The 17,649-nt window shown below is 58.3% G+C and carries 14 protein-coding genes; 7 read left to right on the top strand and 7 right to left on the bottom strand.

What is annotated here, in order from left to right; genetic code table 11:
- Positions 1-21: 21 nt before the first annotated feature.
- Positions 22-1,314 (top strand): SPASM domain-containing protein, encoded by a 1,293-nt coding sequence (locus tag OGM60_08355; GenBank protein UYI98890.1) that lies wholly within the window; start codon positions 22-24, stop codon positions 1,312-1,314.
- On the top strand, positions 1,307-2,926 hold the full coding sequence (locus tag OGM60_08350; protein UYI98889.1) for an ABC transporter ATP-binding protein/permease: 1,620 nt from the start codon (positions 1,307-1,309) through the stop codon (positions 2,924-2,926). The genes OGM60_08355 and OGM60_08350 overlap by 8 nt, the downstream gene beginning before the upstream one ends.
- Positions 2,927-3,025: 99 nt before the next feature.
- On the opposite strand, the gene OGM60_08345 is transcribed toward OGM60_08350, so the two are convergent.
- From OGM60_08345 to OGM60_08320, 6 genes are all read right to left on the bottom strand, one after another.
- Entirely contained in the window at positions 3,026-3,835 is an 810-nt protein-coding gene (locus OGM60_08345; GenBank protein ID UYI98888.1) for a gamma-glutamyl-gamma-aminobutyrate hydrolase family protein, read from the bottom strand.
- Positions 3,836-3,922: 87 nt separating this feature from the next.
- On the bottom strand, positions 3,923-4,651 hold the full coding sequence (locus tag OGM60_08340) for an amino acid ABC transporter ATP-binding protein (protein ID UYJ00176.1): 729 nt from the start codon (positions 4,649-4,651) through the stop codon (positions 3,923-3,925).
- 72 nt (positions 4,652-4,723) lie between these two features.
- Positions 4,724-5,557 (bottom strand): amino acid ABC transporter permease, encoded by an 834-nt coding sequence (locus tag OGM60_08335; GenBank protein UYI98887.1) that lies wholly within the window; start codon positions 5,555-5,557, stop codon positions 4,724-4,726.
- Positions 5,554-6,213, bottom strand: coding sequence for an amino acid ABC transporter permease (locus tag OGM60_08330; protein ID UYI98886.1), 660 nt, complete (start codon positions 6,211-6,213; stop codon positions 5,554-5,556). The genes OGM60_08335 and OGM60_08330 overlap by 4 nt, the downstream gene beginning before the upstream one ends.
- 138 nt (positions 6,214-6,351) lie before the next feature.
- Positions 6,352-7,344: a glutamate ABC transporter substrate-binding protein gene (locus tag OGM60_08325; protein UYI98885.1), complete on the bottom strand. Its 993-nt coding sequence runs from the start codon at positions 7,342-7,344 to the stop codon at positions 6,352-6,354.
- A gap of 472 nt (positions 7,345-7,816) precedes the next feature.
- On the bottom strand, positions 7,817-9,598 hold the full coding sequence (locus OGM60_08320; GenBank protein ID UYI98884.1) for a 1-deoxy-D-xylulose-5-phosphate synthase: 1,782 nt from the start codon (positions 9,596-9,598) through the stop codon (positions 7,817-7,819).
- A gap of 228 nt (positions 9,599-9,826) precedes the next feature.
- Between OGM60_08320 and OGM60_08315 the strand changes: the two genes are divergently transcribed.
- From OGM60_08315 to OGM60_08295, 5 genes are all read left to right on the top strand, one after another.
- Positions 9,827-10,363, top strand: coding sequence for an HD domain-containing protein (locus OGM60_08315; GenBank protein ID UYI98883.1), 537 nt, complete (start codon positions 9,827-9,829; stop codon positions 10,361-10,363).
- A 3-nt stretch (positions 10,364-10,366) separates the two neighbouring features.
- Complete coding sequence (locus tag OGM60_08310; GenBank protein ID UYI98882.1) at positions 10,367-11,386, top strand: putative ABC transporter permease; 1,020 nt, start codon at positions 10,367-10,369, stop codon at positions 11,384-11,386.
- A gap of 198 nt (positions 11,387-11,584) precedes the next feature.
- Entirely contained in the window at positions 11,585-12,862 is a 1,278-nt protein-coding gene (locus OGM60_08305; protein UYI98881.1) for an ammonium transporter, read from the top strand.
- Positions 12,863-13,053: 191 nt separating this feature from the next.
- Positions 13,054-13,392: a P-II family nitrogen regulator gene (locus OGM60_08300; protein ID UYI98880.1), complete on the top strand. Its 339-nt coding sequence runs from the start codon at positions 13,054-13,056 to the stop codon at positions 13,390-13,392.
- 87 nt (positions 13,393-13,479) lie between these two features.
- Positions 13,480-14,337 carry a Cof-type HAD-IIB family hydrolase gene (locus OGM60_08295; protein ID UYI98879.1) on the top strand — a complete coding sequence of 286 codons (858 nt, stop codon included), beginning with the start codon at positions 13,480-13,482 and terminating at the stop codon, positions 14,335-14,337.
- A 24-nt stretch (positions 14,338-14,361) separates the two neighbouring features.
- Here the strand turns inward: OGM60_08295 and OGM60_08290 are convergent, their stop codons facing one another.
- Entirely contained in the window at positions 14,362-17,649 is a 3,288-nt protein-coding gene (locus OGM60_08290) for an ATP-dependent helicase (GenBank protein UYI98878.1), read from the bottom strand.

Genomic DNA, 17,649 nt, shown 5'->3' with positions numbered 1-17,649 from the left:
TTGTTTGTGAGGGATAATCATATGAGGCCGTCTCAATACAACTTGATTGAAAACCACGGCGAAAGAACGCTGTTGATGAATGCGAAGACCGGTGCGATCCTTTCGTTGGATAAACAACATGCAGAAAGTATGTGCCGCATGGTATCGGGAACCGAATGGGAGCCAGATGAATTGCGCGAAGCGTTGCTTCAAGGAGGAATGCTGTTAGAAGATGATCGTGACGAAAAAGAGGAAATGAAGGCGATAGGCCGTCTTCTTCGATTTTCCAATCGCTCTCTAGGCATGACGATAGCCCCGACATTGGAGTGCAACTTCTGTTGCCCATACTGTTATGAAAAAGGACAACGCAAAACGACAATGACTCCGGAGGTTGAAGACCGGCTTGTCTCATTCGTGAAGGAGCGTTCACGGGGGCTGAGCGAGCTTGAGATCGGTTGGTATGGTGGAGAGCCGTTGCTGCAAGTCGATAAAATTCAGCGGCTTACGGAGCGTATAAAGGCGATCCTTAATCCAGAGTGCTCCTATTCGGCATCCATCGTTACAAATGGATATCTTCTGACGCCAGAAGTGGCCGAGACTCTCGCGGCTTGTGACGTCAAGATGGCTCAAATAACCTTGGACGGGTCTCGAAAGGACCACGATTCTCGACGGTTCTTGCGGAACGGACAGCCGACGTACGATGCGATTCTAGACAACGTTTCTAAAGTCACGCATCTGTTGGATATTTCTATCAGGTGCAATGTCGATGCCCATAACATTGCCGGTGCTGGCGATTTGCTGGATGCACTCGAGGAAAAGGGCCTTAAAAACAAGGTTGGATTCTATCTGGCGCCTGTCGACAATATTAACGATACGTGCCCAAGTGACAGTAGTTGTTTTTCGATGGAGGCGTTTTCTCGGGAAGAGCTGGACTTTTATAGTCATGCAGTTGATAGGGGGTTCTACGTTGACCTGACGGTGCGCTTTAATCCGGCTATTTGTGGCGCCGTTTGTGCAGGGTCGTTTGTAGTGGATCCGGAGGGCTATCTTTATAAATGTTGGGACGAAATCGGGATGCGTGAACGCTGCGTCGGTACGCTTGCCGAAGGGCCGAGGATGAATGCTCAGCTGGTCCAATGGCTAAACTATGAGCCGAGCGATCATGAGTGTGAAGAGTGTTTTGCCTATCCCTCATGTATGGGAGGTTGCCCTAATCACGCTCTTCATGGAGGGTCAAAACAGTGCGTATCTCAAAGGTATCAGGTGCGCCAACGAATGATTTTGACCGAGAAGGCTCAGCGATTGCTTTCGGAACTGGATTCAGCTCATGTTTAATCTCTGCGCAAGAACAATAATCAAGAATCCAAAGTATATAACCTATCTTCTAATGTGCCTGCTCTCGCTTATGGTTGGTCTCGCAATTCCTTTTCTGACGGGACAACTGGTCAACAACTTTGTCGGTGTCGCGCGAGATGGGGAAAGCGCAATCGCCATCGGCGCTGAGATAGCAGCGCTGGGTATTGTGCGAGCCGGTTTGAATTGCGTCAGTGAGCTGGTCTATGTCGATCTGCAAACACATGTGGGATTTGCATTGAATGAAGAGGTGATAAGTCACGTTCAAAGGCTACCACGGGCCTTCTTTTCTAATTTTGATGCCTCATATTACAACCAACAGATTAATCATGACGCTAACGATTTGGTGATATTTGTTATAAACGCAAGTGTCCAAAGCGTGAGCAATATAGTGACGTTGCTTGTGGTGTTTGTTGTCCTGGCGACCATAAACGGTCACCTGGCAATGCTGTGTATGGCTCTTGGCATAATAGGTGGCGCGGTCTATTCGCTTTTCAAAAAGTGTTTGTTCGCAAGAAGTTTCGAGGCTCAAGAGCAGGAGGCTCGATTCTTTTCCGATCTGGAGAAGCAGCTTAGCAACGCACAATTTATCCGCAGACATGTTCTATTCGAGGTTTTCAAGCAAAGGCTTGAGCACTCTTTTGCAGAGCTATATCGTTGCGTTTATCAGAACCAGCAAATTAATGCGACCTTTACGTTTGCCAACACTGTCGTCACATCTTTGGCACAGGGTGGAATCTTGATCCTGGGCGCAAAGGAAGTTCTCGACGGCAATTTGCTGCCCGGCTATCTTATGACGGCGCTAAGCTATTACTCCTATTATTCTTCGGCTATTGAATTCTTCCTTGCGCTGGGCAAGGACTATCAAACGTCAAAAGTATCCTACGAGCGTTTGCGGCGCTTGCTGGACATGCCAGAGGACTCAAATGGGGCCATTATCCTCGCCGATGTTTACGAGGTGAGCTGTTCCGAGCTGGCGTATAGCTATCCTGGGTCTGAAAAAACCGCGTTCAGAGACATTCGAGCTTCTTTGGAAAAAGGAAAGGTATACGGAATCGTTGGGCCGAACGGTTCCGGTAAGAGCACGCTGTTGGATGTGATAAGCGGTTGCGATCCAGAAAACTGCAAGGGTGATATTTGGATTAACGACAAGCCCCTGAGCTCTCTGGACCGTTATGCGCTGCGGAAGCGCAATATCGGGATTACTGAGCAGGAGCCGCCCCTGACCGAGGGGTCGATACGGGACAATTTAACTCTTTGCTGCAGAAGCACTGAAGAGCGTGACCTTGAGAGCCTCATTGAGAGAATGGGGCTTAAAAAGATGGTCGATTCAAGTGGTGGACTTGATGTCGAGCTGGACGATAAGCAGAACAACATTTCAGGGGGGGAGAAACAAAAAATAGCGATAATTCGCCAGCTGCTGAAAAACCCGGACGTGATGATGTTTGATGAGCCGACATCTGCACTTGACAGTCAGAGCAAGCAGGCGTTTATCGAAATCCTTAAGGAAAGAAAGGGGCGACATATCACGGTCATCGCTACGCACGACCCTGTGCTTATTTCGGCATGCGATGAGGTGATTGAAATTGCCTGACGGGTTAGTGGACCTAGCATATCAAATACAGGGGGCGGGCACCGTAGTTGGTGTCCGCCCCCCCTGGCATGGATGGTTTTAGCCGGTGTGGTTCGTAAGCTAGCGGGCCTGCTTAACCTTGGTCGCTGCCTCGACAAACGACTTCCACAGGTTAAAGTCGGTCTCGAGCGTCTTCCACGTGTACTCAGGGTGCCATTGCACGCCCAGGCAGAAAGGCTGGCCTTCGACTTCGATGCACTCGGGAACGCCGTCAGTTGCCTTGGCGACCAAGCGCGTGCTTTTGCCCAGACGATCGACGCAGCAGTGATGTGCCGAGTTGGTCTGGATCAGCCCGTGCCCGCCAACCGCGCGCTCCAGCAGCGAGCCCGGCACGACCTCGACAGGGTGCACAGGGTCGTTGAGCACGTGGGTGTGGCGCCACTGCGTTCGGCCCTCGCGCGCACCCAGGCTCGGCACGTCCATGCACAGGGTGCCGCCAGTGGCGACATTGAGCAACTGCGTGCCGCGGCAGGTGGTAAAGAGCGGCTTCTTGGCGCGAAGCACCTCGTTAACCAGCTTAAACTCAAAGCGGTCGCGAATTTCGCAGCACAGCGTGGGGTCGTACGGACGCTCGTCGCCCCAGCGTTTGGGGTTGACGTCCGGGCCGCCGGGAATGGCGATACCGTCAGCGATTTCCACGTAATGACGGATGACATCGACGTCTTCGGTAATGGACATCTGCAGCGGCAGGCCGCCGGCGGCAAGGATGGCATCGACAAAGACGCTCGCAATCTCCTCGTTGGGGGAGAGCGTCTCGCTCAAATAGGGTTTCGCTTCTTCCCAGCGTGGTGCTACCAGGATGAGCGGGCGGTCGGCGGGATTGACGTCGACGTGCGGAGTGTAGGACGATGAGGTGCGGGTTCCGATCATGGGTGTGGCTTTCGAATCCGGGTGGACATGGCACAGGGGTGACGTGGGACAAACGCTGGTGATGAATTTGCCCGCGTGGCAATTGGGCTAGTGGCCCTTGATGGAGTTGAGGAAGTCCTGGGCGCGCTTGGTCTGGGGGTGGTCGAAGAACTCGTCGGGCGTGCCAGTTTCTACGATCTGGCCGTCGGCCATAAACACGACGCGGTCGGCCACGCGGCGGGCGAAGTTCATCTCGTGTGTGATGACGATCATCGTCATGCCCTGCTGGGCCAGACGGACCATGACCTCGAGCACCTCGTTGATCATCTCGGGGTCAAGGGCACTCGTGGGCTCGTCAAAAAGCATGGCCTTGGGTTGCATGGCAAGCGAGCGGGCGATGGCTACGCGCTGCTGCTGGCCGCCCGAGAGCTGTGCGGGCACCTTATCGGCCTGCTCGGCAACGCCCACGCGGCTCAGCAGGTCCATGGCGCGCTCGCGGGCCTCGTCCTTGGACACGCCCAGCACGTCGACCGGTCCCAGCATGACGTTCTGCAGCACGGTCATATGTGCGAACAGGTTGAACTGCTGAAACACCATGCCTAGCTCGGCGCGCATGCGGGCAAGATCCTTGCCTTCCTGCGGCAGAGGCTCGCCCTCGATGAGGATCTCGCCCGAGTCGATGGTTTCCAGACGGTTGATGGTTCGGCACATGGTCGACTTGCCCGAGCCCGAGGGGCCGATCACAACGACGACCTCGCCGCGGTCGACCGAGAGATTGATGTCGTTGAGGACGTGCAGATCGCCATAGTGCTTATCGACGTGCTTGAGCTCAATCAGCGGCTGATTGCCGGTAGAAGAAGTGCTCTGTGCCATGGTGCTCGGCTCCTTATGACTCGAAATGGTAAATCGTTAGCGAATGATGGTCGCGCCGGTCTTGTGCGAAACGTAGACAGCGGCCTTGTTGATTGCGACGTTGATGAGGATGTAGATGACCGCGATGACCAGGTAGACCGACACGAGGGCGTCGTAGTTGGTAATGAGCACGCGGGCGTTTTGCATAAGGTCGGGGTAGCTCACCACGTAGGCGACGGTGGTGTCTTTGACGACGACCACAAGCTGCGAAATCAACGACGGAATAATAAATCGAATAGCCTGCGGCAGCACGATTTTAAAGGTGATTTTAGCCTTGGAGAGACCGAGCGCCTGGGCGGCCTCGACCTGGCCGCGCGGCACGGCGTTGACGCCGGCACGGAAGATCTCGGCAAGTACGCCGGCTGCAGCGAGCGCGACGGGAAGCGTGAGCATCCAAAACGACGGCAGCGCGATCTTGTACTGGGGCAGCACCAAAAAGAAGAAGTAGATGAACAGCAGGCTCGGCACACCGCGGAAGAAATCGGTGAGCACGCGGCAGACCAGCTGCAGCGGCTTAATGTCGCTCGTGCGGCCGAGCATGAGGGTCAGACCCAGCACCAGCGCGATGGCGCCAGCGGTGAGTGCGACTTTAACGGTGTCCTCAAAGCCGGCAAGCAGGAACTTCCAGGTGGTGAGGTGTGTAAAGAAATACCAATAGTGGACCGAAAGCTGACCGGTCACATAAAAGCGCTGCAGCACGAGGGCGACAAGTGCGGCCACAGCGACAAGCGAGATGGCGGTGCCGACGCGAATCTTGGCGCGCATCTTGGGGCCGGGAGCCTCGTAGAGCGCGTCGCGCATGGTGAGTGCGGGGGAGGAGTGCTTGCTCATCGGAGGATCCTCACCTTCTTATCGATATAGTTGCCAATGTGACTCACCACAAAGGCCGTGCCCAGGTAGCCGAGCGCCGAGACAAAGAACGCGGCGACGCCGCCGAGCGAGCGCGTGTTGATGTAGCTCACCACGCCGGTGAGCTCTTGCGGTTTAAGGGGTACCTGGCTGCCGAGCGCGGTGGTGAGCATGACGGCGATAAAGAGGTTGGTCATGGGCAGTACGCTCGAACGCAGTGCCTGCGGAATCACGATCTTGGCGAGGATGCGGTTGAAGCTCATGCCGAGCGAGCGGGCAGCTTCTACCTGGCCGACACCGACGGTGTTGATGCCGCTCATAAAGTTCTCGGAACCAAAGGCAGAACCCAAGAGCACTGTGGCGACGATGACGCAGGTGCGGTAGGGCAGGACGACCTTGAGCGGGGGCAGCGCATAGACGACGATAATGAGCAGCGCGATGCCGGGGATGTTACGGAAGACCTGGACATACAGGTCGCCAAAGACGCGCAGCGGCTTGAGCGGCGACACGCGCATCACGGTGACGGCGACGGCCAGCACCATGGCGATGGCAAACGACTCAAGCGTCATGCCCCAGGTTGCTAGCAGCGCGTCGATATAGTTCTGGCCATAGAGCGACCAGAGCTCGGAGAGACTCATGCGGACCTCCCGCCGATAAGGAAAGGGGCTCCCGTGTGTACGGAAGCCCCGACAACTCAGTAAGGAAACAGTTTAGCGCAATAAAGCGCACCGTGCGTTTCCGTATGGTTTCGTTGCGGCCGTTACTAGGCGCGTTGCCTAGGCGCCGATCTCGGGCAGCTCGGGAACATTGGTGTCACCCGTGCGGTCACCGATGCAGATCTGCCACAGCTCGGTCCAGGTGCCGTCGTCCTCAATCTTCTTAAGGAAGTCGTTGACAAAGGCGACGCCGTCGGAATCGAGCGGCAGGCCGATGCCATAGGGCTCCTTGCTGCCGAAGGGCTTGCCGGCGATCTTATACTTACCGGGCTCGCGGACTAGGGCGCTCTGCTGCATGTTGTTGTCGATGACGTAGGCGTCAACGCGGCCCTGCTGAAGTGCCTGGCGGGCTTCCTCGTCGGTCTTGAACTCCTGCTGGCTGGCCTTGGGGGCGAACTCCTCCAGGATGGCGGGGCCGTTGGAGCCGGACTGGACGGCGACGTTCTTATCGGCCAGATCGTCGACGCTCTTGATGTCGTCGTTGTCGGCGAGCACCAGGATGGCCTGCTGGGTGTAGTAGTAGGGGCCGGCGAAGGAGACGAGCTTTTTACGCTCGTCAGTGATGGTGTAGGTGGCAAAGACGGCATCAACCTGGCCGTTCTGCAGGACGGACTCACGCGTGTCCGAGGTCACCTGGGTGATTTCGACCTTGTTCTCGCCCAGGATGTAGTTGGACAGGAGCTGTGCGATGCCGGCGTCGAAGCCGCGGGTCTGACCGTCTTTCTCGTTGAGGAGGGAGAAGAGTGTGGAGGTCTGAACGCCACCGATCTTAAAGACGCCGGCGTCCTTGACGGCCGTGGCCCAGTTGCTGGCGGCGATGGCGTCGTCATCGGCCTTGGGGCCATCGTTGACGAGATTGTCGAATGCCTTGGCGTCGAGCGTGGCGGAAACCTCGGTATCCTCGGAGTTCTTGGAGGAGGCGGCGGAGCCCTTGTCGGCCTCGGCGCTGGTGTCGGAGCAGCCGGCAAGACCAAGGCCGGCGACGGTTGCGAAGGTGGCGGCAACGAAGCCGCGGCGGTCGAGAACGACCTGCTGGGAGAGGTTCTTGCTCATGGTAGAACACCTTTCTCAATAAAATCCCTAGCGGTTGAGTAGAGTTATACCCTATCGCGCTCAGACGGGTCAACACGAAATAACTCAGAAACATACTTACCTTATGGGTTATTGTACCCACCAAAAGGGGACAGGCACCTTTGCGGTGGTTTGGGCGGGTGCGGCGGCATGCCTTACTGTTTTGTCTCAATCTGTAACATCTGCAGCCATTTTTGCCGAGTAACTGTTACAGATTGAGATTTACAGATTGAGATTTTCTCTTCAGCGGAATTCGAATGTCTCGATCTGTAACAGTTAGACGGGCAAAAGGTCTCTATCTGTTACAGATTGAGACAAAGGTCAGGGGCAAAGACGGTTTGTCTCGATCTGTAACAGTTAGACGGGAATTCGGGCCCTAGATGTTACAGATTGAGATAATTGAGCTGTGAAAACAAAAACCTCCGCAGGGGGTGCTTCCCTTGCGGAGGTTTTCTTACTCGTTGAGTAGCCTTACGGCTTCGGCGGCTATGTTCTCGACCGTCATGCCGTTCTGCGCGAGCAGTTCGTTGGGGTCGTAGCGGTCGGGGAAGCCCTTGGCGATGCCGAAGGTGCGCGTGCGCAACTGCGTGCATGCCAGATAACATGCCACGCGCTCGCCCCAGCCGCCGTCCAAGATGCCGTCCTCGAGGGTGACGACAACGCGATGCTCGGCAGCAAGGCTATCGAGGAACTCGCGGTCAAGCTCGGTTGCAAAGCGAGGGTTGACGAGCGTGGCCTCGATACCGTACTCGGCAGCCAAGCGGTTTGCCACGCGCTCGCCCGGCTCAAAGAAATCGCCAAGTGCGAGCACGGCAACGTCGCGACCCTGGCGCACCACGTTGTAGCGAACGGCGCTGTAGTCGGTGTCTTCGGCGGGCGCAAGGTCGGGACGGCTCACCAGGCCGATGCCCGGTACGCGGATCGCCACAGGATGCTCGCGGTGGTCGAGCGACCAGGTCAGCATGGACAGATATTCCTCCATGCAGGCCGGCGCCAAGTAATGCATGTTGGGAAGTCCGCCCAGCATGGAAATATCAAAGAACGAAAGGTGCGTCTCGGACGTGGTGCCAAAGATTGACGCACCAAACACCAGGATGGTTGCGGGGGCGTCGTTGAGGCACAGGTCGTGCCACAGCTCGTCGTAGGCGCGCTGCAAAAACGTGCCGTACACACCAAAGACTGGCTTGGCGCCCGAGTGCGCAAGCGCGGTGGCAAAGGTCACGGCGTGCTCCTCGGCAATGCCCACATCGACGAACTGTTTGCCGGCGGCAGCGCGAAGTTCGGGTGTAAAGCCCATGATGTAGGGCGTGGCGGCCGTGATGCCCACGACCTGCGGATCGCGCTCGATGGCGGCGCTGAGCGCTTCGCCCGTAATATCGGCATAGGTGCGCGGTGCGGGCTCGCTCGGATGGCCCGGGCAGAGCTTGCGGCCGGTCGCCATGTCAAAGGGCCCTACGTGATGCCAGCGCTCGGGGTCGTTTTGGGCTGGCTCAAAGCCCATGCCCTTGGCGGTCGAGACGTGCAGCACGATGGGGTGGTCGATGTCGCGCAGCTCCTGCAGCGCGTCGACGAGGGCCAACACATCGTTACCGGCGTCCAGATAGCGGTAATCGAGCCCCATCGCGCGGAAAACGTTGCGCTCACAGGTACCGTTGCTGGCGCGCAGCTCGGCCAGATTGCGATACAGGCCGCCATGGTTCTCGGCAATGGACTGGTCGTTATCGTTGACGATGATGATCAGGTTGCTATCGAGTTCGGCCGCATTGTTAAAGCCCTCAAACGCCAAGCCGCCCGAAAGCGAGCCGTCGCCAATAACAGTAATGACGTTATACGTGTCGCCCGCCAGGTCGCGCGCGTGGGCAAGGCCGCAGCCCAGGCTCACCGACGTGGAGGTATGGCCCATGGCGAACAGGTCGTGCTCGGACTCGTCGGGATTGGCAAAGCCAGAAGCTTCACCATAACGCTCCGGATCGATATAAGTGTACGCGCGCCCGGTCAGCGCCTTGTGGGCGTAGGTCTGGTGCGAAACGTCAAAGACAATTTTGTCGGTGGGGGAGTTAAACACGCGATGAAGCGCAACCGTAAGCTCAACGACGCCCAAGTTGGGGGCAACGTGTCCGCCGACAGCGGCGGAGCTTTCGAGGATTGCCTGACGGATCTCGCCGCAGAGCAGCGGAAGCTCGGCGCGGTCGAGAGCCTTGACGTCCTCGGGCGTTGTCGTTTGCGTAAGCAGCATCGTTGTGGGTTACTCCATGCGAATCGAGCGCCGGCGCTCCCTCGGCCGGCACAATTGCACAAAACAGTCTCGCACATTTTGGCGTTTGATATGTGACGGCGGCGCGGTAATTCGCCAACTGGCGGGGCAAAACGTTTTGTCCGATGCCATACTGGTAGATTCGATGATGATTTTATTCCATGCGTGCAGGCCGTGGCTTGTCGCCGTGAGTCGCTGGAAGGAGGCAGCATGTCCGATGTCGTTCGTGCCGAGAAAATCGCGTGCGAAGTAGACCATGCTGCCCGTCAACTGGCACAGGCGGGCCGTCTGGGCCTGACGCGCGAGTTTATCCAGCATGGCGATGTGACGGTGTATACGCATGTGACCTCGGTGGCGCGGGCAAGCCTGTCCTTTGCCGAGCGCCTGGGCCGCGTCGGTGTCTCGGTCGACCGCGCCTCGTTGCTGCGCGGAGCCTTGTTACACGATTACTTTCTCTACGATTGGCACGATCCCGACCCAAGCCATCGGCTGCATGGCTTTCGCCATCCGTTTTTTGCCCTGGCGCGAGCCGAAGAGGATTTTGAGCTGACGCCGCGCGAGCGGAATATCATCGCGCGCCATATGTTTCCGCTGGTGCCAGTGCCGCCGACGTGTCGTGAAGCTTGGATTGTATGCCTGGCAGATAAATGGTGCGCTCTGCGCGAGACGGTTGCCGGCCGCCTGCCGCGCAAGGACGAGGCGGACGATGGCATGAGTGGCGAATCGAGCGAGAAGAGGAGAGGGTAGACGGTGGGGACCGCGATCGACATGGCATTTGACGGCGCGACGCTTGCCTCCTGTCCGCTCTCGGCACTGGTGCTCTCGTTTGCCTTTTACGGGTTTTGCGGCTGGGCGTGGGAGTCGACAGTCTGCGCCATGCTCAATCACGGACGATTTGCTAACAGCGGATTTTTGCTGGGGCCGTGTTGTCCTATCTATGGTGTGGGCGGCATAGCCTGCTGGCTTTTGCTGCGCGGGATTCCGGATGCCTCGAGCCAGTTTGTCGCTGCGGCGCTTGTCTGCAGCGTAATCGAGTACGGTGTGGGCCTTCTATTGGAAAAAACAACAGGCGCGCGCTTTTGGGATTACTCGCACCTACCGTTTAACCTGCATGGACGTATCTGCCTGTACTGGGCTTGCGCATTTGGCTTGGGTGCGTTGTGCATTTGCCGTTTAGTGGAGCCGGCATTGCTGGGGCTGCTTGGCCATCTGCCGGTGCTGATTGTGCGGCTGTCCGCCTTTATCGTCGCGGTCGCGATGATGGTCGACGCGGTGTGCTCGTTGGCCAGTTGGCGCCGCCTGTCCGATCAACTGGAGCGTGTGCGTGCCGACCTTGCTGACCGCATCAATGAGTCGCTTGCCGACGCCTCGGACTCAATGCTCGAACGTATTCCCGATTCGACGATTGACTCGGTGGCACAGACGCATATCCGCAGTCGTGCCGTTAACGCGTGGCTGGCGGAGCTGGGCGATGCCGCGCTCGATGCCCTGCGTGAGAAGGCTTCGATGCCGACGTTTATTTCGGACGGCGCGCGCGGTCTGGCGCTTGCCGCCCGCCGCGTGGCCGATGCCGCGCCGAGCGTGCCCCATCCATCGCTCGCCCGTCTCCGTGCCGGCAAGCGCATGAGCCGTCCGGTGCCGAGCGTGTCGCTCAGCCGCCGCGACCTACGCTTCTTTAACGCCTTCCCGCGTCTGCGCATCAATCGCTACGAGGGCGTCATCCGAGCTACCGACCTCCGCGATCGAGCCCGCGAGCTGTTCCGGCGCTAGCCAGAGCGGGGCCAAGCGCGCCCTTCTCGTTCGCACGTTTCCCATTGGTTTCGTGTCCGTTGCCGCGCCGTTTCCAAGATTGCGGCGCCGTTTCCATTCGACAACACAGCGTTTAACAACGCCGTATCTGGTCTACACCAGTTGCCCCTCGGCCGCATTATGGGCGCCGACAACGTTCATACGACCAAGGGGGAGCGAATGTACGATACGGGATCGACAACGTTTATGCTCATCTGCACCATGCTCGTGTTTTTAATGACACCGGGCCTGGCGTTTTTCTATGGTGGCCTGTCCAGGCGCAAAAATGTCATCAACACCATGCTCATGTGCTTTGGCGCCATTGGCCTGGTTGGTGTGCTGTGGATTGTTGCCGGCTGGTCGCTGGCCTACGGCGGCGACGGTTCCAGCCCGTTTATTGGAGGCTTTGACCAGCTGCTGTGCCTGCCGGTGCTCAACCAGGTGCTGCTGGCGGCCGAGGGCAATGCTGCGGACGGTGCCGTCTATCCTCAGATCATCAACATCGCATTCCAGATGGCGTTTGCCATGATCACCGCCGCTATCGTTACGGGCAGCCTGGCCGGGCGCGTTAAGTTTAGCGCCATGGCAACCTTCCTGGGCATTTGGCTGCTCGCGGTCTATGCGCCGCTTGCTCACATGGTTTGGGGCGGCGAGGGCTCCTTTATCGGCGACATCATCGGCGCACTCGACTTTGCCGGTGGCGACGTGGTACATATTTCGTCCGGTCTGACGGGCCTGATTCTCTGCCTGATGCTCGGCCGTCGTCGTGGCTTTGGCGTGGTGAGCTACCGTCCGCATAACGTGCCGTTTGTGGCGCTGGGCGCCGGCCTGCTTTGGTTTGGCTGGCTTGGCTTTAACGGTGGCAGCGAGTTTAAGGCCAACGCCGTGGCGGCGCTCGCCATCCTCAACACCGTGACGGCCAGCGCGGCGGGCATGGTCTCGTGGCTTGCCGTCGAGCGCGTGCACACCGGTCGCCCCACGCTGGTGGGTGCCAGCACCGGTCTGGTTGCGGGCCTTGTGGTGGTCACGCCGGGCGCGGGCTTTGTCGAGCCGTGGGCAGCGCTGGTTATGGGCCTGATCGTGTCTCCCGTCTGCTACCTGGCCATCAGCCATCTTAAGACCAAGTTTGGCTACGACGATGCACTCGACGCGTTCGGTTGCCACGGCATCGGCGGCATCCTGGGCGGCGTGCTCACGGGCCTGTTCTGTGTGCCGGAGCTCTCGTGGACCGGTAAGGGCGGTCTGTTCTACACGGGCGATGTGTCGCTGCTCATCTCGCAGATTTTGGGCATTGTGGTGACGGTCGCTATTGTGCTGGTGCTCGATTTGGTGATCGCCGCGGTGGTCAAGACGCTGTTCCACGGCAGCCTGCGTGTGGACGAGGCCGACGAGGCGCTGGGCTTGGACGCGAGTCAGCACGGCGAGAGCGCTTACCCCTCCTTCTCGGGACTCGATTAGCAGCTTCCCCAGGCTCCGCACCTTGCCCTTCAAACCGTCGCGCGGCTTCCCCAGGCACCGCACCTTGGGTTTCAAACCGTCGCTTGCGTACAAAAGTACGCGGCGCTCCTCTTTCAACCCAATCTGCGGCACCTGGAAAACCCGCGTCATTGAATGGCTATTCATTTCTTTATTAAAGAGAGGAATTCACTATGAAGAAGATTACGGCGATTGTTCGTGCCGAAAAGCTTGAGGTTCTTAAAGACGCGCTGTTTGCTGCTGATGTTCGCGGCATGACTATCAACCAAGTGCAGGGCTGCGGCGCACAGCATGGCTGGAAGGAATACGTGCGCGGCAACGAGTTGCTTGTTAACACGATCCCCAAGGTGCAGTTCACCCTCATCTGCGCCGATGAACATGTCGACGGAATTGTTGACATCATCTGTAGCGCCGCCCGCACCGGTGCCGTTGGAGATGGCAAGATCTGGGTCGAGCCGGTCGAAGAAGTCATCCGCATTCGCACCGGCGAACACGGCCCTTCTGCGGTGTAGGACAATCTTTCGACTGACGGGCGCGCCTCTCTTGGGGCGCGCCCGTTCTCGTCTACAATATCGTGCAGACGAAGGAGAGGCATGCCCATGATCAAGATGTTTGCGAGTGACTTAGACGGAACGCTGCTGAACGCCCTGCACGAGGCGGACGGAACCATTCGCCGCGCCATTCGCGAGCTGACCGAGGCTGGCCTGCATGTGGTTCCCGCGACCGGACGCTCGACGCTGCCGATCGGCGTGCATGGCTTTACGGGCCTAGCGCTTGACGCCTGCTGCTCCAACGGATCCATCGTGCGCGACAGCCATGGCGAGGTGCTCAAGACCTGGACTATCGACCCGCAGATTACCGAGGAGCTGCTCAAGGAGTTTCCGGATATCTGTTTTGACTGCTCCACGCCCGATGGAATGTTTTCGAGCGGTTCGTTCGAGATGCACCAGACGGGCTTTAAAAAGGACAGTCCTATCAAGCGCATCGTGATGCGCGGTATGCGTGCGCGTGGCGGGTATCACGAGGAGCAGTATTTCGACCAGTCGATCGGTGACATCCTGCGTCATGACGTGTGCAAGATCAACTGCCGTGTGACCTCGTCCGAGCTGGAGCGCGACCTTAAGGCATATTTGGCCGAGCGCTCGGACCGCGTGGTCAACGCGCCGTTCGATCCGGTGATGTTCGAGATCACGGACGTGGCGTGCAACAAGGGCGAGAGCGTGGCCTGGCTGGCGGGCTACTACGGTATTGCCGAGGACGAGGTCGCGGTCTATGGCGACGGCGGCAACGACATCGCCATGCTCAAGCGTTTCCGCCACAGCTACGCGACCAAAAACGCAAGCGATGCAGCTAAGGCCGCCGCGAGCGCGACCATCGGCAGCTGCATGGTCCACGCCGTCCCCAAACACATGCTCGCCACCATGCGCAAGCAAAGCTCTCGCACCGTCATCGAATAATGTGGCAAAGGGGCAGCGCCTTTGTCACATTCTAGAGTTCTCAATTAGCCAGTGCTCGTAGGCGCGCTGCATGACCTCGGTTTTATCGGCTTTTTTGCGGCAGCCCTTCTGCTCCTCGATGGCAAGCTCATGGGCATCGCTCTGCTCAAAAGCGCTGGTATCCCAAGCACCGTGTTCAATGCGAGCCCATGTGGCATCGATGAGCTGCTCGAGTTCGGCAATGTCATCGGCGTTGGCGGTTGTCGCGAACGGCGGACGGAGCTCGCCCGTTGTCTTGTCGGGTTCTACATAGTAGTCGCCCATGGAGGTGACGGTGTAGCCATAAAACTCGGGTGACGCTTCGACCAGCAGTTTGTAAAACTTGAGCTGACGATGGTAACCTGCAGGGACTTCTTTGCCAAAGCCAGTTTTGTAGTCGACGATCTGCACCGTCTTAGCTGCATCGTCAACGAGGAGCAGGTCAAGAAAACCAAAGAGTGGAGTTCCACCGGCAGTTAGACACTGCATGTTCGCTTCCGTGATGCAACGGTAGCCACGTACGTGCTCGACAAGCCAAGGGACGAATGCATGACAAATGCGTTCGAAGCGGTCCGAATAGCGATGGACGTCCTCGGGGGCAAAATCGAGCCACGAAATCTGCTGGCGATACTCGGCCTCAATTGTCTCAATTGCCGCCTCGCCATCGGTTGCCATCCGATTAACGATTTCTTCGAACATCGCGTGAACGATAGTGCCGAATTCGGTTTGGATCGTGGGCGCTGTGGGCAGACGCACAATCTGCTTCTCGGGGAAGTGCTGGGTATTTGCACACCCAGGCTCGTAGGTCACAAAGTTGTTGAGTGCCGTGGCAGAGAGGTGTTTTACGTCGGTGTGAGGCTCCAATAGCGCACGGAGCTCGGGCGTATCAAACACGTAGTTGTCGCGCCATTCGGTTTCGATGGCGGCACTGAGCTGGTCCGCTTCAGCAGAAACCTCGCAAGAGTCGATAAGCCCCGTGAGCTCCTGCAGCGCCGATCCGCCGGCGCGGTACAGCTCGAGGTGTCGCTTAGCGCGCGTAATGGCTACAAACAGCAGGCGGCGCGCATCGTCGTCATCCTTTTCGTCGCGAATAAGCAGATTGGACGGGTACAAGCTCATGCCGCCAGCACCTTTGTGCCAGGTGGAGTTGTCGGCGTCGAGCAGGTAGACGCAATCGAACTGCAGACCTTTCGAACTGTGAGCGCTAGTAAGGCGAACGGCTCCCGGTGTGCCAAGATCGATCGATGCGTCGATGCTCACGCCAAACTTTTGCGCGGCGTCGAGTTTGTCGACAATATCGGGCAGGCGAAGCGTGCGTCCCATGCGGCGCGCGTCGCCCATTTCACCCTCAGCAAAGGTGAGTAGGGCGCGGATGCCGGCATTGAATTCGGCGGCGCCCAGCGGATCCTGTTTTTTATGATCCTGATAATAGTCAAGGCTGCGTTTGGCAATCTTAAAGAGCAACGCTCTGACCGGGGAGGCGCCGGCCTCGGCCGCCCACTGCATAAGGTCGTCGTACAGCTCTTTGACGCGGGCGCTATTACTCTCGCACATGGCGGCCATCCAGTCGCCGCGATGTTCGCGCTTTGCGCTGAGCGCGAACGTCACGGACGATGGATGGTCGCCGCCCAGCTCGGCGGCACAGACAATCTGCGGAAGATAGCTACAGGCGAGCTCCTTCTGCCCGCGAGCAAGCGCGGTAACGCAGCGCAACAGTGCCAGCATCGTCTGCATACGCTCGGAAGCAAAGAGATTCTGCCGCTCGCGATACGAAAAGGGCACCTTCTCCTTAACGAGGAAGGGAATCAGCGAGCGCAAGGCGGCGTGCTTAGCAGAGATGACTGCAATTCCTTCGTTGGGATCTTCGCATTCATCGAGATAGTGATTAACAAGCCGCTGCTTAATGCTCGCGGCGACAGCGGCGTATTCCTCGGCTTTGCCGGCGTAGACGTTCTCGCTAAAGCCGACCTGATCACCCTGAGGCTTGGAGGCTTCGATTGACTTATTCGAGCTGGCGTCGAGGCGATATTCAATTTGCCGTGCGATGGCTTGACCAAGCTCAATGAGGGCGGGCGTGGAGCGATAGTTGGTCTTGAGCACGATGCTCCGGGGCGAAAACTCGGCCGCAAACTGGTTGGCACATTCGATCGTGGCGCCCTGAAAACGCATGATGGCCTGATCGTCATCGCCGACGGCCATGATATTGGGCGCATCAACGCCGTCGCAGAGCAGCTCGATGATGCGCATCTGGGCACCGTTGGTGTCCTGGAACTCGTCAACTTGGATATAGGTATAGGTGTCCTGGAGCACTTGGCGCAACGCGTCATTGTGTTCGACGGCGTCGACAAAATCGCCGATCATATCGTCGTAATCGTAGAGATGGTGCTGGTCGAGCTCGCTCTGGTAGCGACGCGCGACGTCGCAAGCGGTCTTAAGTCGCTCGCTCTGCTCCGCAATTTTAAAGGTGCGTCCCTGAGAGTTGCTGCCTCCAAAGAAGGCATCGCGCACTCTGGTGTATCCCGAGGATTTGCCCTTCTCATCGATGAGCTCGGTGCGGCGAACGGTATCGCGCAGCGCAAGGATATAGGGCACATACGTGCCGGCGGGGCACTCGATCGGGTGGGTGAGCGATGTGGGCGCCATGCCGCAGGCGCGCTCGACCTCCTCCTCAAAGCGTTCTGCCAACGCGGCGCTTGCCCTTTCGCAGGCGAGCGTAAGCAGCTCGGAATGCTCGGTGAGCCAGGCAGCGGCGTCGATATTCTGCTGCGCGATGGCGCCCAGCGTGTCGTAGTCCACGCCACTGCGTTTGATCTTGGAGACAAAGCCAATCATCTTGCCGATGTTTTGCGCGGGCATATCGGGCGACCCTCCGCCCAAGGGCGACCAAAAGGGCAGCGATTTGAGCAGCCGATCAAAAATCTCTTGCTGGTGCAGGCTGGTAACAAGTGTGTCGGTCGAAGGGCGCATGAAGTACTCGGGATAGCGCGACCTGATGCTGCTTGCAAATCCGTGGAACGTACTGACTTCGATGCCGTAGGCGTCGCGCCCAATGAGCTCAATCAGGCGTTTGCGCATGGCTTCTGCGCCCGCCTCGGTATAGGTGAGGCAGAGGATGTTGCGCGGGGCGACATCGCATTCGGCCAGGATGTTCGCCGCGCGCAGGCTCAGTAGCTGCGTCTTGCCGGTGCCGGGACCGGCAATGACGAGCAGCGGGCCATCTAGGCATTCGACGGCTTCGCGCTGTTCTGGGTTCAGGTTCTTAAACGATTCATCGAATTTAGGGGTTGTAGCCAT

This window comes from Coriobacteriaceae bacterium (assembly GCA_025757745.1).
GTDB lineage: Bacteria > Actinomycetota > Coriobacteriia > Coriobacteriales > Coriobacteriaceae > Collinsella.
Note: the sequence above shows the minus strand (reverse complement) of the source record. Positions and strands in the feature narration are given on the sequence as shown.

Coding starts and splice junctions, on each gene's coding strand:
- OGM60_08320 (UYI98884.1), bottom strand. CDS start 9,598: ATGCTGCTTACGCAAACGACAACGCCCGAGGACGTCAAGGCTCTCGAC.
- OGM60_08330 (UYI98886.1), bottom strand. CDS start 6,213: ATGAGTCTCTCCGAGCTCTGGTCGCTCTATGGCCAGAACTATATCGAC.
- OGM60_08315 (UYI98883.1), top strand. CDS start 9,827: ATGTCCGATGTCGTTCGTGCCGAGAAAATCGCGTGCGAAGTAGACCAT.
- OGM60_08325 (UYI98885.1), bottom strand. CDS start 7,344: ATGAGCAAGAACCTCTCCCAGCAGGTCGTTCTCGACCGCCGCGGCTTC.
- OGM60_08305 (UYI98881.1), top strand. CDS start 11,585: ATGTACGATACGGGATCGACAACGTTTATGCTCATCTGCACCATGCTC.
- OGM60_08345 (UYI98888.1), bottom strand. CDS start 3,835: ATGATCGGAACCCGCACCTCATCGTCCTACACTCCGCACGTCGACGTC.
- OGM60_08290 (UYI98878.1), bottom strand. CDS start 17,649: ATGGCTACAACCCCTAAATTCGATGAATCGTTTAAGAACCTGAACCCA.
- OGM60_08355 (UYI98890.1), top strand. CDS start 22: ATGAGGCCGTCTCAATACAACTTGATTGAAAACCACGGCGAAAGAACG.
- OGM60_08350 (UYI98889.1), top strand. CDS start 1,307: ATGTTTAATCTCTGCGCAAGAACAATAATCAAGAATCCAAAGTATATA.
- OGM60_08335 (UYI98887.1), bottom strand. CDS start 5,557: ATGAGCAAGCACTCCTCCCCCGCACTCACCATGCGCGACGCGCTCTAC.
- OGM60_08295 (UYI98879.1), top strand. CDS start 13,480: ATGATCAAGATGTTTGCGAGTGACTTAGACGGAACGCTGCTGAACGCC.
- OGM60_08300 (UYI98880.1), top strand. CDS start 13,054: ATGAAGAAGATTACGGCGATTGTTCGTGCCGAAAAGCTTGAGGTTCTT.